Annotated in this window: 11 protein-coding genes; 7 read left to right on the plus strand and 4 right to left on the minus strand. The window is 33.9% G+C overall.

Features of this window, described 5'->3' with window-relative positions:
* The first annotated feature begins 60 nt into the window (after positions 1–60).
* Genes pyrR through RH81_RS12025 form a run of 4 tightly spaced genes read left to right on the plus strand, consistent with a single transcriptional unit; the run spans position 61 to position 2,784 of the window.
* Complete coding sequence (gene pyrR / locus RH81_RS12010; RefSeq protein ID WP_033960611.1) at positions 61–600, plus strand: bifunctional pyr operon transcriptional regulator/uracil phosphoribosyltransferase PyrR; 540 nt, start codon at positions 61–63, stop codon at positions 598–600.
* A gap of 5 nt (positions 601–605) precedes the next feature.
* Complete coding sequence (locus tag RH81_RS12015; RefSeq protein ID WP_033960612.1) at positions 606–1,535, plus strand: aspartate carbamoyltransferase catalytic subunit; 930 nt, start codon at positions 606–608, stop codon at positions 1,533–1,535.
* Between the two features lie 4 nt (positions 1,536–1,539).
* Positions 1,540–1,872: a hypothetical protein gene (locus tag RH81_RS12020; RefSeq protein ID WP_033960614.1), complete on the plus strand. Its 333-nt coding sequence runs from the start codon at positions 1,540–1,542 to the stop codon at positions 1,870–1,872.
* A 6-nt stretch (positions 1,873–1,878) separates the two neighbouring features.
* Entirely contained in the window at positions 1,879–2,784 is a 906-nt protein-coding gene (locus RH81_RS12025; RefSeq protein ID WP_033960616.1) for a ribonuclease Z, read from the plus strand.
* Between the two features lie 19 nt (positions 2,785–2,803).
* Here the strand turns inward: RH81_RS12025 and RH81_RS12030 are convergent, their stop codons facing one another.
* A complete protein-coding gene (locus RH81_RS12030; protein ID WP_033960618.1) occupies positions 2,804–3,235 on the minus strand; it encodes a hypothetical protein in 432 nt (143 codons plus the stop codon).
* An 81-nt stretch (positions 3,236–3,316) separates the two neighbouring features.
* Between RH81_RS12030 and pdxH the strand changes: the two genes are divergently transcribed.
* The 3 genes from pdxH to RH81_RS12045 all read left to right on the plus strand — a co-directional run bounded on the left by pdxH (position 3,317) and on the right by RH81_RS12045 (position 5,534).
* Entirely contained in the window at positions 3,317–3,964 is a 648-nt protein-coding gene (pdxH, locus tag RH81_RS12035; protein WP_033960620.1) for a pyridoxamine 5'-phosphate oxidase, read from the plus strand.
* Positions 3,965–4,198: 234 nt separating this feature from the next.
* Positions 4,199–4,693: a CAP domain-containing protein gene (locus tag RH81_RS12040; RefSeq protein ID WP_033960622.1), complete on the plus strand. Its 495-nt coding sequence runs from the start codon at positions 4,199–4,201 to the stop codon at positions 4,691–4,693.
* Between the two features lie 100 nt (positions 4,694–4,793).
* Complete coding sequence (locus tag RH81_RS12045; RefSeq protein ID WP_033960624.1) at positions 4,794–5,534, plus strand: hypothetical protein; 741 nt, start codon at positions 4,794–4,796, stop codon at positions 5,532–5,534.
* A gap of 72 nt (positions 5,535–5,606) precedes the next feature.
* Here RH81_RS12045 and RH81_RS17315 read toward each other — a convergent pair whose 3' ends face one another.
* The 3 genes from RH81_RS17315 to RH81_RS12060 form a co-directional block, all read right to left on the minus strand.
* Positions 5,607–7,532, minus strand: a complete 1,926-nt coding sequence (locus RH81_RS17315) for an OmpA family protein (protein ID WP_033960653.1) — start codon at positions 7,530–7,532, stop codon at positions 5,607–5,609.
* A gap of 13 nt (positions 7,533–7,545) precedes the next feature.
* The gene (locus RH81_RS12055) at positions 7,546–8,463 is read right to left on the minus strand and encodes a PorP/SprF family type IX secretion system membrane protein (RefSeq protein WP_033960626.1); all 918 of its coding nucleotides are present in this window, start codon (positions 8,461–8,463) and stop codon (positions 7,546–7,548) included.
* Between the two features lie 13 nt (positions 8,464–8,476).
* A partial coding sequence (locus RH81_RS12060; RefSeq protein ID WP_033960628.1) for a T9SS type B sorting domain-containing protein occupies positions 8,477–15,823 on the minus strand: 7,347 nt, incomplete at its 5' end.

Raw genomic sequence — 15,823 nt, forward strand, 5'->3', positions numbered from 1 at the left:
TATGTTTCAACTTCTAAAATTTTGCATTAACTTTGTCAACCAAATACGTTTGGATACCATATGAGTCAAAAAGTGTTACTTAATGCGAAAGAGGTAAACATCATTCTTCATAGATTGGCTTGTCAACTTATTGAAAAACATACCGACTTTTCTAATACTGTTCTTATCGGATTACAACCAAGAGGGAAGTATCTCTCTAACCGAATAGCAGCTATGCTCAAAAATGATTACAAGATTAAAAATGTTGAAGTAGGACATTTAGATATTACATTTTTTAGAGATGATTTCCGAAGAGGAGAAAAAATATTAGAAGCAAATACTACCGAAATCAACTTTTTAATAGAAGATAAAAATATCGTCTTTATTGATGATGTGCTATATACAGGACGAAGTATTAGAGCAGCACTTACTGCTATTCAATCTTTTGGACGACCAAATGAAATTGAATTGCTTACATTAATAGATAGACGATTTAGTAGACATTTACCTATTCAGCCAAACTATAGAGGACGACAAGTAGATGCTATTAATGAAGAAAAAGTGAAAGTTAATTGGGTTGAGAACGAAGGAGAAGACGCAGTATATTTGATAAATAATTAAAGACTATGAGCGAATTAAGTGTCAATCACTTATTAGGAATTAAATATCTTAACAAAAAAGATATGCAATTAATCTTTGAAACGGCAGATCACTTTAAAGAGGTGATAAATAGACCGATTAAAAAAGTGCCTTCGCTAAGAGATATTACTATTGCCAATTTATTTTTTGAAAATTCTACACGAACAAAATTATCATTTGAATTGGCAGAAAAACGACTTTCTGCAGATGTGATTAATTTTTCGGCATCACAATCATCAGTAAAAAAAGGAGAGACGTTAATAGATACTGTGAATAACATTCTATCCATGAAAGTAGATATGGTAGTAATGCGTCATCCCAATCCTGGAGCTGGTGTATTTTTGTCTAAACATATAGATGCCAGTATTATTAATGCAGGAGATGGAGCACATGAGCATCCAACCCAAGCTTTGTTAGATACCTATTCAATAAGAGAACGTTTTGGAGAAGTTAAAGGAAAGAATGTAGTTATCGTTGGTGATATTTTACACAGTAGAGTGGCCTTGTCAAACATTTATGCTTTACAATTATTAGGCGCTAATGTTATGGTTTGTGGTCCAAGAACCTTGCTCCCAAAATATATAAAAGATTTAGGAGTAAAAGTTGAAACTAATTTACGAAAAGCACTTAACTGGTGTGATGTAGCAAATATGTTGCGTGTTCAAAATGAACGTATGGATATTAGTTATTTTCCATCAACAAGAGAATATTCACAACAGTATGGTGTGACTAAAGCACTATTAGATTCTTTGGATAAAGAGATTGTTATTATGCATCCAGGACCAATAAATCGTGGTGTTGAGATTACAAGTGATGTCGCAGATTCAAAACAAGCGATTATATTGGATCAAGTTCAAAATGGCGTCGCTATTAGGATGGCTGTAATTTACTTGTTGGCTTCTAAAATAAAACACTAAGATTATGATTTTTGACAAAAACGGAAATACATCTATTATTACTCAGGAAAAGGCCTCTATTTTAGAGCTAGTTAAAAAAATTGATGTGCTTTACGAGCGCTTCAAGAATGATAATATTATTATTAATATTACTACCTTAAATAAAGTAGTATTATCTGATATTGTAGAGTTTTTGCAATTGTCCAATAAACATCGAAAGGCTAAGCATTCGTTTGTTATAGTTTCAAATAAAGCAAACCTTGATGAAAATCCAGATGAAATTATTGTTGTACCTACATTGCAAGAGGCTTACGATATAATAGAAATGGAAGAAATTGAGCGTGATTTAGGGTTTTAATAGCTTATGAAATTAACTATCCTTGGCTGTCATAGCGCTACTCCACGAACCAATACCAATCCAACTTCTCAAGTTTTAGAGATTAAAAACCACACATTCTTAATTGATTGTGGTGAAGGTACTCAGGTAGAATTGAGAAGAAATAAGGTCAAATTTGTAAGAATCAAACACATCTTTATTTCTCATTTACATGGTGATCATTGCTTCGGTTTGGTAGGCTTAATTTCTACATTCAGACTTTTAACACGTGAAGCAGATTTGCATGTCTATGCACCAAAAGGATTAAAGGAAGTTATAACGCTTCAAATGAAATTGTCTAATTCATGGACCAACTATAAGCTTTTTTTCCATGAACTAACTTCTGATACCTCTGAATTGATTTTTGAAGATGATAAAGTGGAAGTTTATACCATTCCATTAGATCATCGTATTTATACCAACGGATTCCTATTTAAAGAAAAAGAAGGTGAACGTAAATTAGATATGAATGCTGTCTTGAATGCTGATATAGATGTTGCTTACTATAGAAAATTGAAGCAAGGTTTTGATGTCGAAGATGAAAACGGAAATTTAGTTAAGAACGAATCTGTTACAAAACCACCAAACAAACCTAAGAGTTATGCGTTTTGCAGTGATACTGCATATAGTGAAGCTATCTTGCCAATTATAAAAGATGTAGATGTCTTATATCATGAATCTACGTTTTTGGAAAAGAATGAAAAACTAGCAGCTCCAACAAAGCATAGTACAGCTAAACAAGCAGCAAGTATAGCAAAACAAGCCAATGCGGAAACTTTAATTTTAGGACATTATTCTACAAGGTATAACGATTTAGATCTTTTTAAAGAGGAAGCTAATGAGGTTTTCGAAAATGTAGAGTTAGCAAAAGATGGAAAAACATTTGAGTTTTAGAATAGTATAAATCTTGTATTTATTTAGAATTGACTTCCGATTTTAATTCATCCAATTCCATCATCCATTCTATAGCCTCATCTAAACTATGACATCGCTTTAGGCTTTTCTTAAAAAAATGCTTTTCTAAGCTAGAATTGAGATAGCCAAAATCGCTATAAGTGACAACAGCACTAGCAACTAAAAAGTCGTAATCGTTATTGAAATCAAGCCATAATTGAGGTTCAAAAGAGTAGGAGTTAAGTCGGTTAGCAATATATCCTATTCTGATATCGTTACTTATGTCTTCAGAAAATTCACCAATCAATTCACTAACCATAGTAAAATCGACATGTATGCCTTCATTTAATTCTGATACTATAAATTGTTTTGTGATATATACATTTCCGAATGGGAAAACTACTTTTTTATAATCTAAAAGTTTAGAATATTTACTGTTTTCAAATGTCATTTCAAGGGATTATTGTTTAAATTTATATGAAATAATTAGGCTAAAAAAGAAAATCTCTATAAAAATTTATAATACATCCAAATGAATACAGATTTAGGCGGTTACAGAAAATCATACGAAAAGCAAGAATTACTAGAAAAGCATCTTAGCGATAATCCCTTAGAAGTTTTCCAAAAGTGGTTCCATGAAGTAGAAGTAAACTTCAATGTTGGTGAGATTAATGCTATGACAATAAGTACTATTGGTAAAGATGGTTTTCCAAAAAGCAGAGTAGTGCTCCTTAAAAAATTCACTTACGAAGGTTTTATATTTTATACAAACTATGAAAGTGAAAAAGGTAAGGCAATTGCTAATAACCCGAATGTGTGTTTATCATTTTTTTGGCCAGAAGCAGAACGACAAGTTATTATAAAAGGTAAAGCTGAAAAAATAGCAGAGAATTTAAGCGATGGTTATTTCGAATCTAGACCTAGAGGTAGTCAGTTAGGTGCTTTAGTCTCAAATCAGAGTGAGGCTATTGAAGATCGATCTGTTATAGAGAATTCTTTGAAAGCTTTAGAGAAAGAGTATGATGGTAAAGAAATTCCTAGGCCAAAATTTTGGGGAGGTTATATTGTTAAGCCTGTTGAAATTGAGTTTTGGCAAGGACGACCAAACCGTCTTCATGATAGAATTCGATATAAATTAAACGATAGTTACGATTGGATTCAAGACCGTTTATCTCCTTAAACTACTTTAATAATGTACTCATAATATCTATAAATTGAATAATTTTGTAGGAATATTCATAAAATTTGTGCATTTCATCGATTATCTACATATATTGACGTTTAAATAGACAACAATACATATATTTACGATGTAATACACAATTGTTTAAATGCCCCGTTTAAATAATTGTTTTTGTTTAAAAATAATCTTAGGCCCCAAATCTAGATTATTTGAATCATAAAAACCCTACTTATGAAACCTACTAAAATGTTGCCTTTATTGGCATTAATTGCTTTGTTATCGTTTTCTTGTTCTACTGAAGAATTCCCTGAAGAAACAATTGATAGTGTTGAACTGGCAAATGTTCCAGCTGCAAAACTTATTGAAATAGAAATCTTAGAATTAATCAATACGCACAGAATTAATAATGGTTTAAGTGCATTAAATAATCATAATACAATTAAAGCTGTTGCCTATACTCATACAGACTATATGGTAGAAGTTGATAATGTATCTCACGATAACTTTTTTCAACGTAAGAACAGTTTAGTACAAAATGCATCTGCAACAAAAGTATCAGAAAATGTAGCTTATGCATTTAGCTCTGCTGAGTCTGTTGTTAACGCTTGGCTTAACAGTGAAGGACATAGAGCAAATATTGAAGGAGACTTTACAGATTTTGATGTCTCTGCAGAAAAGAATATAGATGGTAAATGGTATTTCACAAACATATTTATCAAAAAATAAAATATATTTCAAAAACTAAATTAATAGCAAATTATTGTTTTTAAAGCCACAGTTTAACTGTGGCTTTTTTTGTTTTTATGTCTTTAGTCAAACTTGACTTGTGCGATATATTATTTTTGTTTTACTGTTTTGTTCTAACTGGCCTATACTCAGTCAGTCCAGTATAAAAATAGATATAGATGATAAGTCCCTCGATAAATTATATATTGAAAGTGACAGTACTTTAACTACAGAATTTCAAAGGTTTGCAATTGATTTATTCAAAAAAGGAGGAAAGCTTAAGGATTCTATTTTTATGAATAAAGATTTCCATACTGTAGGTGTTTGTTTAATATATAAGTTAAAAGATGAAATTAAACAAGATATCGAACTCACTTTATATGCTTTAAGCTACAAAGATTTAGGAACTAAGAATTTTCACAAAAGCATTTATTTTGGAAAAGTAAGAGAAGGGCTTTCTAATTTTTATGTTGATCATGATACAGATGAACAGATAGCTGCAATTGATGAAGCTGTTACTTCTTATTTAAAGTTTGATTCTATTCCAAGAACAAGTCTTGCATATCAATTTGCAAGGACCTATACAATTGATGATGAGTATTACGAAGCGTATTTTAAGACCGATAAGCACTCTACTGTTATAATTGGAAGCTCTTATGCCTATTTAAGGCAAAATGGCAACTACATCATTCAAATTGAAGGATTTCCGGATAAAGCCTTAGATGAAGATACTGAAGAATTATATGTCACAGACTTCTTTTTAAATGATTGGTTTGCAATTAGCGTCTTTATTATAGATGATTCAGATAACAAAGCTTATAATACTATTTTCAAGTATTAGGAGTTCTGTAAAATGCGAAAAAGCAGATCATAAATGAATCTGCTTTTTCTTATTTGAAAATAGAGAGTAATTTTATTCTTTTAAAATATAGAAATAAGAACGTCTGTTTAATTGATGCTCTTCTTCTGAGCACTTCACTCGATTCGCACATTTGTTTAACAATTGTGTTTCTCCATATCCGATAGCACTTTCTATTCGGTCAGCAGGAATTCCTCTTGAAATGATATAGTCCATTGTCGATTTCGCTCTTCTATCAGATAATTTCATATTATATGCATCACGTCCACGACTATCAGTATGTGCTTCAATTTTGATTACCATTGTTGGATGTGTTCTCATCACATCTACTATGTTCTCTAGTTCGTATTTTGCATCTGTTCTAATATTGGATTTATCGAAATCAAAGAAAATAGGGTTGATAACAATTTGATTATCATAAACTAATGGCTCTAAATAAAGATCTGCCTCAGTTATTTTTTCATGTTTGTTATCAGTAGAGACTTCCTTTAGGTCATCTTTAAAATCTTCTTTGCTACCAACTACAGTGTACTTTTTATTACAGTCAACTGTGAATTCATATTCTCCTAATTCGTTAGATTCTACTTCTTCAAGTACTTTACCAACTTCACTAACGAGTTTAACGGTTGTGCCAGCAATAATATCATTAGTGTTTAAATCTCTTGTAATTCCTTTAATAGTTTGCAGGCAAATACTGGCATCGAAACTATAGATGTCATCACTTCCTTGGCCATCTGGTCTATTAGAAGAGAAGTAACCTGTTTTATCATTCTCTTCTTCAGAAGGATTCATAAAGAATGCAAAATCATCATAACCACTATTATATGGTGCACCAAGATTTTCTGGTTGTGCATTTTCATCTTTTATTACGTTAGATTTAAATATATCGAGAAAACCTAGGTTTAAATGGCCATCAGACGAAAAATAAAATGTACTGTCTTGGCTAACGAAAGGAAACATTTCACGTCCTTCAGTATTAATTTTTTCTCCAAGATTTATGGGTTCTGTATAGGTATTGTCGTCATTAATTTCAACTTGATAAATATCGGTTTGACCTAATCCTCCTTCACGATCTGAAACAAAATATAAGATTTTGTTATTAGGACTCAAAGTAGGGTGTCCACTTGAGAACACGTCGTCATTAAAAGGAAGCTCTTCGATATCTGTCCAGGTATCACCTACAAGATTAGCTTTGTAAAGCTTTAAATGTGTTGTTCCTTCTTTATCGTATTTAACTTTATTCTTTTTGCTGACATTGTCTCTAGTAAAATACATGGTTTTACCATCATTTGTAATAGCAACAGAAGCTTCATGATAGTCTGTATTTATTTTTTCAGCATTTATAAAATCAGCACTACCATAAGTTACTGTATCAGTTTTTCTTTCTACAGAAACCTTATAGATATCTAAAAAAGGCTCTTGATTCCAACTGTATAGCTTCTCTTCATCTGTATTTCTAGACGAAGCAAAGTATAATTGGTCATTGTAAATAAACGAACCGAAATCAGAATATTTAGAATTAAAAGGTAAGTTAACTAACTTGACTACACGATCGTTTTCAGTTTTAGCCAATTCGTTGAATTTGCTAATGTTTTCTGGATCGTATCCTTTTACTCTCGTGTCGTTATTTTGGATTTCTGTAAATTTTTTCATCCACTGTGTAGCTTCAGAATAATTACCTAAACTCCTTAAAGACTGAATGTATTTATAAATGTATTCAGGATTTATATCGCTTTCGTATTTTTCCATTGCTTTTCCATACCAAAGTGCAGCGTCCTCAGATTTTGAATTGTTGTAATAACAATCACCAAGTCGAGTCAATACGTGTAAACTAGTATCGCCATCTTTTAGCACTTCTTTATATAATTCAGTTGCTTTTACATAACTGTAATTACCAAAGAATTTATCGGCTAGCTTTTCTTGAGCGATCATGAATGTGCTACTAAGCACAAAAAGTATTATTAAAGATTTTGTTTTCATCATGATTAAATTTTTAGAAGTATCTAGGCGATTTAATACGTTTGCTTTTAAATATTTCGAACATAAGTAGAACTTCATGAGTTCCACTTGTATAGGCGCTTAACTCTGATAATGGATATTCATAGGCATAACCAACTCTCAATTGTTTAGATACTTGAAAATCTGCAATACCACCAATAGCCTGAGCTAATTCGTTTATTCTGTAAGATCCACCAACCCAGAACTTTTCATAGAATAAAAAGTTTGCTGTAAGATCAAAAGATAATGGAGCACCATTAGTTCCTTTAAGTAGAACAGCTGGTTTAAGCTTAATATCTTCACTTAAATCAAAAACATAACCACCAGTGAAATAGTAACTGATTCTTTCTAAAGATTCAAATTCTTCATCTCCAGTATAGTCTGTGTTTAAAATTCTAGGTGCAGAAAGTCCAACATACCATTTATTACTATGCCAGTAAACACCAGTACCAATATTTGGTTTCCAACGATCTTCAAATCCGAAAATCACAGGATCATTAGATTCTGATATTTGGAAGTCTGGGTCAAGACTAAAACTTGTAAACCCGGCTTTAATACCAAATGCCAATTGACTGTTTTCACTTACACGAATGGTATAAGAAAAGTCACCATATAAATATGAAAAGTTTTGAAAACCTAATTCATCATTTATAAAAGAGAGACCTATTCCAACTTTCTCATTCCTTAGAGGTGTATGCACAGAAAGTGTTTGAGTAGTTGGACCTCCTTCAAGACCAACCCATTGACTTCTATGAAGACCTACAACACTTAACGTTTCTCTACTTCCTGCATAAGCTGGATTAATAGCGATAGTATTGTACATATACTGAGTAAACTGCGGCAATTGCTGAGCAACTCCCATCCAGCTACTGAATAGTATAAATGCTATAATGTTAAACTTTACTAATTTCATTTGAGGTTAAGATTTAGTTTGTTGATACATAGATTGGGCCTGTAATAGGTCTTAATCCACTATTTTTTAAATTTATTATGTAATAGTATGTTCCAGTTGGGACAAAACCAGAGTTTCCAATTGATCCACTTGATGACGTACCATTCCATTTATTATTATAATTTGAATTATCATATATTTTAGCTCCCCAACGATTGAATATTTGTAACTCTATAACAAAGCCACACTCCTCAACACCACCAACGGTAAAGAATTCGTTAATTCCATCATTATTTACTGTAACAGCTTTCGAAATAATAAGATCATCTTCACCACAAGGTAAAACACGACATTCATCGTCAATAGTTATTGTTACTTGAGTTTCACTTGGGCAAATACCACCAACAGTATAAGTGAAAATGTAATCACCTAAGTCTGCATCAGTGTATTCACCGTTAATATCTAATAATGTTGAAGGATTAAATAGACTACCATCTAAAGTAGCATCTCCAAGAGTTACTGTCCAAACACCATCTGTATCATAGTTACCAGACAATAAACTGAATAGATCAAAGTTAAAATCTTCAAGTATACATAGACTTTCAATTTCTAGAACTTCAATTTCACTTTCCACACTAACATTAATTAGTTGTGTAAATAAAGCTTGATTTCCGCAATCATCTTCTACTAGCCATTCTCTTATAATAATATAATCTTGTACTGTTCCATCTGAAGTAGAGTTTTCAGTAAATGTTACATTCATATTTGTAGAACATGCGTCTTCAAAAACTAATTCTGGAACATCTGGGATATCATTACATATTATAAATATTTCATCTTCTAAATCCGATACTAACGTCGGAGCGATAGTGTCTTCAACTGTAATAGTTTGTTCAAGAGTTGTTGTGTTTTCACATTCATCAGAAAGTGTCCAAGTCCTAGTAATAACAAATTCATTTGGACAAGTACCATCAACAACAGTATCAATGTATGTTGCTTCAATTTCTACTGAACAGTTATCAGCTTCGTCAGTCACATCACCAGTTAAAGTTAAGTCATCTACATCTACATCACATTCTACAGCGATATTCGCTGGTACCGTAAATGTTGGCGCAGTATTATCTTCAACAGTAATCGTTTGAACTAACGTTGTTGCATTTTCACAATCATCGATAAGCGTCCAAGTTCTCGTAATGATAGATTCATTAACACAGTTACCATCTGCAACGCTATCTGCAAAAGTTGCTTCAAGCCCTGTCGAACAGTTATCAGCTTCGTCAGAAACATCACCAATTAATACTAAGTTGTTTACATCTAAATCACATTCAACAGTAATATTATTTGGCACTGTAAACGTCGGAGCTGTATTATCTTCAACAGTAATTGTTTGAACTAAGGTTGTTGTATTATCACAGGCATCAATAAGTGTCCAAGTTCTTGTAATGATAGATTCATTAGCACAAGCACCATCTGCAACACTATCAGCAAAAGTTGCTTCAAGTCCAGTAGAACAGTTATCGGCTTCGTCAGTCACATCACCAGTTAAGGCAAGATCATTTACATCCACATCACATTCTACAGTCATATCACTAGGCGCCGTAAAAGTAGGAGCTGTGTTATCTTCAATTGTAATCGTTTGAACTAAGGTTGTAGTATTATCACAGTCATCAACAAGTGTCCAAGTTCTAGTAATGATAGATTCGTTAGCACAAGCACCATCTGCAACACTATCAGCAAAAGTTGCTTCAAGTCCAGTAGAACAGTTATCAGCTTCATCAGTTACATCACCAGTTAAGTTAAGATCATTAGAATCTTGATCACATTCAATAGCGATATTAGAAGGAGCCGTAAAAGTAGGAGCCGTGTTATCTTCAACCGTAATCGTTTGAACTAAGGTTGTTGTATTATCACAGTCATCAACAAGTGTCCAAGTTCTCGTAATGATAGATTCATTAGCACAAGCACCATCTGCAACACTATCAGCGAAAGTTGCTTCAAGTCCAGTAGAACAGTTATCAGCTTCATCAGTTACATCACCAGTTAAGTTAAGATCATTAGAATCTTGATCACATTCAATAGCGATATTAGAAGGAGCCGTAAAAGTAGGAGCCGTGTTATCTTCAACCGTAATCGTTTGAACTAAGGTTGTAGTATTATCACAGTCATCAACAAGTGTCCAAGTTCTAGTAATGATAGATTCGTTAGCACAAGCACCATCTGCAACACTATCAGCGAAAGTCGCTTCAAGTCCAGTAGAACAGTTATCAGCTTCATCAGTTACATCACCAGTTAAGTTAAGATCATTAGAATCTTGATCACATTCAATAGCGATATCAGAAGGAGCCGTAAAAGTAGGAGCCGTGTTATCTTCAACTGTAATCGTTTGAACTAAGGTTGTAGTATTATCACAGTCATCAACAAGTGTCCAAGTTCTAGTAATTATAGATTCATTAGCACAAGCACCATCTGCAACACTATCAGCAAAAGTTGTTTCAAGTCCTGTAGAACAGTTATCAGCTTCATCAGTTACATCACCAGTTAAGTTAAGATCATTAGAATCTTGATCACATTCAATAGCGATATCAGAAGGAGCCGTAAAAGTAGGAGCCGTGTTATCTTCAACCGTAATAGTTTGAACTAGTGTTGTAGTATTATCACAGTCATCAATAAGTGTCCAAGTTCTAGTAATTATAGATTCGTTAGCACAAGCACCATCTGCAACACTATCAGCGAAAGTTGCTTCAAGTCCAGTAGAACAGTTATCAGCTTCATCAGTTACATCACCAGTTAAGTTAAGATCATTAGAATCTTGATCACATTCGATAGCGATATCAGAAGGAGCCGTAAAAGTAGGAGCCGTGTTATCTTCAACTGTAATCGTTTGAACTAAGGTTGTTGTATTATCACAGTCATCAATAAGTGTCCAAGTTCTAGTAATTATAGATTCGTTAGCACAAGCACCATCTGCAACACTATCAGTGAAAGTCGCTTCTAAAGCACCAGAACAGGCATCTGTTTCATCAGTTACATCGCCAGTTAAGTTAAGATCATTAGGATCTTGATCACATTCGATAGCAATATCATTAGGAACAGTAAATGTAGGCGGTGTTGTATCTTCAATAGTAAGTGTAGCACTTAAAGTTGTAGCATTACCACAGTCATCTGTAATTGTATAAATAACAGCAATAGTACCAGCTTGTCCACATGTACTAACTAAGTTAGTAAATGCATAATTAGAAGTTACTGTTATAGCAAGATCATCAGCACAAGTTTCAAGAGCTGCAATATTAGCAGTATTCCAATCATTAGTTAAGGTTTCATTATTATCACCTTCACACTCAATAGCTTCATCAGTAACTGAACAATTAGATAAATCTGGGATTGTTCCATCATCAAAAGTAAGAATAGCATTAACTGTAGTTGCATTACCACAATCGTCAGTGATTGTATAGGTTACATTAATGGTACCACAAGGACCACAAGTTGTATTTAAGTTATTAAAGTCATAATCTGAAGTTACTTGACCAGTTAAGTCATCATCACATGTATCAGTTGCACAAGCTTCAAGCGCAGCAATATTAGCAGCATTCCAAGCATCAGCAAGCGATTCATTATCAGTATCAGAACATTCTAAGACCGTATTTTCAATAGAACAAGCTGACACGTCAGGTGCTATAGTATCTTCTACAGAAATAGTTTGTGTATCAGATACAGAATTTCCACATTCATCAGTAGCCGTCCAAGTTCTCGTAATTGTTTCTGTGTTACCACATGCACTTACCGAACTATCTATAAAAGTTACAGTAGTTGTACCACAAGTATCAGTAGCAGTAGCAGTTCCGGTAGCAAGAGGTTCAGTACTTTCCGTACATTCCACAGTTGCATCAGCAGGAACCGTTAAAATTGGAGCTGTATTATCTTCAACTGAAATAGTTTGAGTATCAGAAATAACATTTCCACATTCATCAGTAGCCGTCCAAGTTCTCGTAATTGTTTCTGTATTACCACAAGCTTCAACAGAACTATCGGTAAAAGTAATAGTTACATCACCACAATTATCAGTGGCAGTAGCAGATCCAGTAGCAGAAGGGTCAGTAGTTTCAGTACATTCCACAGTTGCATCAGCAGGAACAGTTAAGATTGGCGCTGTATTATCTTCAACCGTAATAGTTTGAACTAGTATTGTTGTGTTATTACAGTCATCAATTAATGTCCAAGTTCTAGTAATTATAGATTCATTAGCACAAGCACCATCCGCAACAGCATCTGTGTAAGTAGCTTCTAAAGCACCAGAACACGAATCAGTTTCGTTTGTTACATCACCAGTTATAGAAAGATCACTAGGATCTTGATCACATTCAATAGAAATATCACCAGGCACAGTAAATGTAGGAGGCGTTGTATCTTCCAAAGTAAGTGTAGCATTTAGTGTAGTTGCATTACCACAATCATCAGTAATAGTATAAACTACAGCAATAGTGCCACCTTGTCCACATGTAGAGCTTAGGTTATTAAAGTCATAATTAGAAGTAACTGTAATTCCTAAATCATCTGCGCAATTTTCAAGAGCAGTAATGTTAGTAGCATTCCAAGCGTTAGCTAAAGTTTCATTATCTGCACCAGAGCATTCAATAGAAGCATCAGTAACTGAACAATTAGATAAATCAGGAATCGTTCCATCATCAAATGTTAGTGTTACAGTTCTAGAAGAACTATTGCCACAATCATCAGTGATAGTATAAGTCACATTAATAGTTCCACAAGGACCACAAGTTGTATTTAAGTTATTAAAGTCATAATCTGAAGTTACTTGACCAGTTAAGTTATCATCACATGTATCAGTTGCACAAGCTTCAAGCGCAGCAATATTAGCAGCATTCCATGCATCAGCAAGATTTTCGTTATCAGTATCAGAACATTCTAAGACCGTATTTTCAATAGAACAAGCAGTTAAATCTGGAGCTATAGTATCTACAACAGAAATAGTTTGCGTATCAGATACAGTGTTACCACATTCGTCAGTCGCAGTCCAAGTTCTCGTAATTGTTTCCGTATTACCACAAGCACTTACCGAACTATCTGTAAAAGTTACAGTAGTTGCTCCACAAGTATCAATAGCAGTAGCAGTTCCATTTGCAGAAGTGTCAGTACTATCTGTACATTCCACAGTTGTGTCAGCAGGAACGGTTAAAGTAGGAGCTGTATTGTCTACAACAGAAATAGTTTGTGTATCAGACACAGTGTTACCACATTCGTCAATAGCAGTCCAAGTTCTCGTAATTGTTTCCGTATTACCACAAGAACTTACCGAACTATCTGTAAAAGTTACAGTTGTTGTTCCACAATTATCAGTAGCAGTAGCGGTTCCATTAGCAGAAGGGTCAGTACTATCTGTACATTCCACAGTTGCATCAGCTGGAATTGTTAATATAGGAGCCGTGTTATCTTCAATCGTAATCGTTTGAACTAAGGTTGTAGTATTATCACAATCATCAATTAATGTCCAAGTTCTAGTAATTATAGATTCGTTAGCACAAGCACCATCTGCAACACTATCAGCAAAAGTTGCTTCAAGTCCAGTAGAACAGTTATCAGCTTCATCAGTCACATCACCAGTTAAGTTAAGATCATTAGAATCTTGATCACATTCGATAGCGATATCACTAGGCGCCGTAAAAGTAGGAGCCGTGTTATCTTCAACCGTAATCGTTTGAACTAAGATTGTAGTATTATCACAGTCATCAATAAGTGTCCAAGTTCTTGTAATGATAGATTCATTAGCGCAAGCACCATCTGCAACACTATCAGCGAAAGTCGCTTCAAGTCCAGTAGAACAGTTATCAGCTTCATCAGTTACATCACCAGTTAAGTTAAGATCATTAGAATCTTGATCACATTCAATAGCGATATCCGAAGGAGCCGTAAAAGTAGGAGCCGTGTTATCTTCAACCGTAATCGTTTGAACTAAGGTTGTCGTATTATCACAGTCATCAATAAGTATCCAAGTTCTAGTAATTACAGACTCATTAGCACAAGCACCATCTGCAACACTATCAGCGAAAGTCGCTTCAAGTCCAGTAGAACAGTTATCAGCTTCATCAGTTACATCACCAGTTAAGTTAAGATCATTAGAATCTTGATCACATTCAATAGCGATATTAGAAGGAGCCGTAAAAGTAGGAGCCGTGTTATCTTCAACCGTAATCGTTTGAACTAAGGTTGTAGTATTATCACAGTCATCAATAAGTGTCCAAGTTCTTGTAATGATAGATTCGTTCGCACAAGCACCATCTGCAACACTATCAGCAAAAGTTGCTTCAAGTCCAGTAGAACAGTTATCAGCTTCATCAATCACATCACCAGTTAAGTTAAGATCATTAGAATCTTGATCACATTCAATAGCGATATCCGAAGGAGCCGTAAAAGTAGGAGCCGTGTTATCTTCAACCGTAATCGTTTGAACTAAGGTTGTTGTATTATCACAGTCATCAATAAGTGTCCAAGTTCTAGTAATTATAGATTCGTTAGCACAAGCACCATCTGCAACACTATCAGCGAAAGTCGCTTCTAAAGCACCAGAACAGGCATCTGTTTCGTCAGTTACATCACCAGTAATAGAAAGATCATTAGGATCTTGATCACATTCGATAGCAATATCACCAGGAACTGTAAATGTAGGAGCTGTATTATCTTCAATTGTAAGTGTAGCACTTAAAGTTGTAGCATTACCACAATCATCTGTAATTGTATAAATAACAGCAATAGTACCAGCTTGTCCACATGTACTTATTAGGTTAGTAAACGCAAAATTAGAAGTTACATTTACACCAAGATCATCAGCACAATTTTCAAGAGCAACAATGTTAGCAGCATTCCAATCATTCGCTAAAGTTTCATTATTTGCACCATCACACTCAATAGCTTCATCAGTAACTGAACAATTAGATAAATCTGGAATAGTTCCATCATCAAAAGTTAAAGTAACAGCAATAGGAGTACTATTACCGCACTCATCTGAAACAGTATAAATTACATTAATGGTACCACAAGGACCACAAGTTGTATTTAAGTTATTAAAGTCATAATCTGAAGTTACCTGACCAGTTAAGTCATCATCACAAGTATCAGTTGCACAAGCTTCAAGCGCAGCAATATTAGCAGCATTCCAAGCATCAGCAAGCGATTCATTATCAGTATCAGAACATTCTAAGACCGTATTTTCAATAGAACAAGCTGACACGTCAGGTGCTATAGTATCTTCTACAGAAATAGTTTGTGTATCAGATACAGAATTTCCACATTCATCAGTAGCGGTCCAAGTTCTCGTAATTGTTTCAGTATTACCACAAGCACTTACCGAACTATCTGTAAAAGTTACAGT

Origin of the sequence: Psychroserpens jangbogonensis (genome assembly GCF_000797465.1) — a bacterium.
Taxonomy (GTDB): domain Bacteria; phylum Bacteroidota; class Bacteroidia; order Flavobacteriales; family Flavobacteriaceae; genus Psychroserpens; species Psychroserpens jangbogonensis.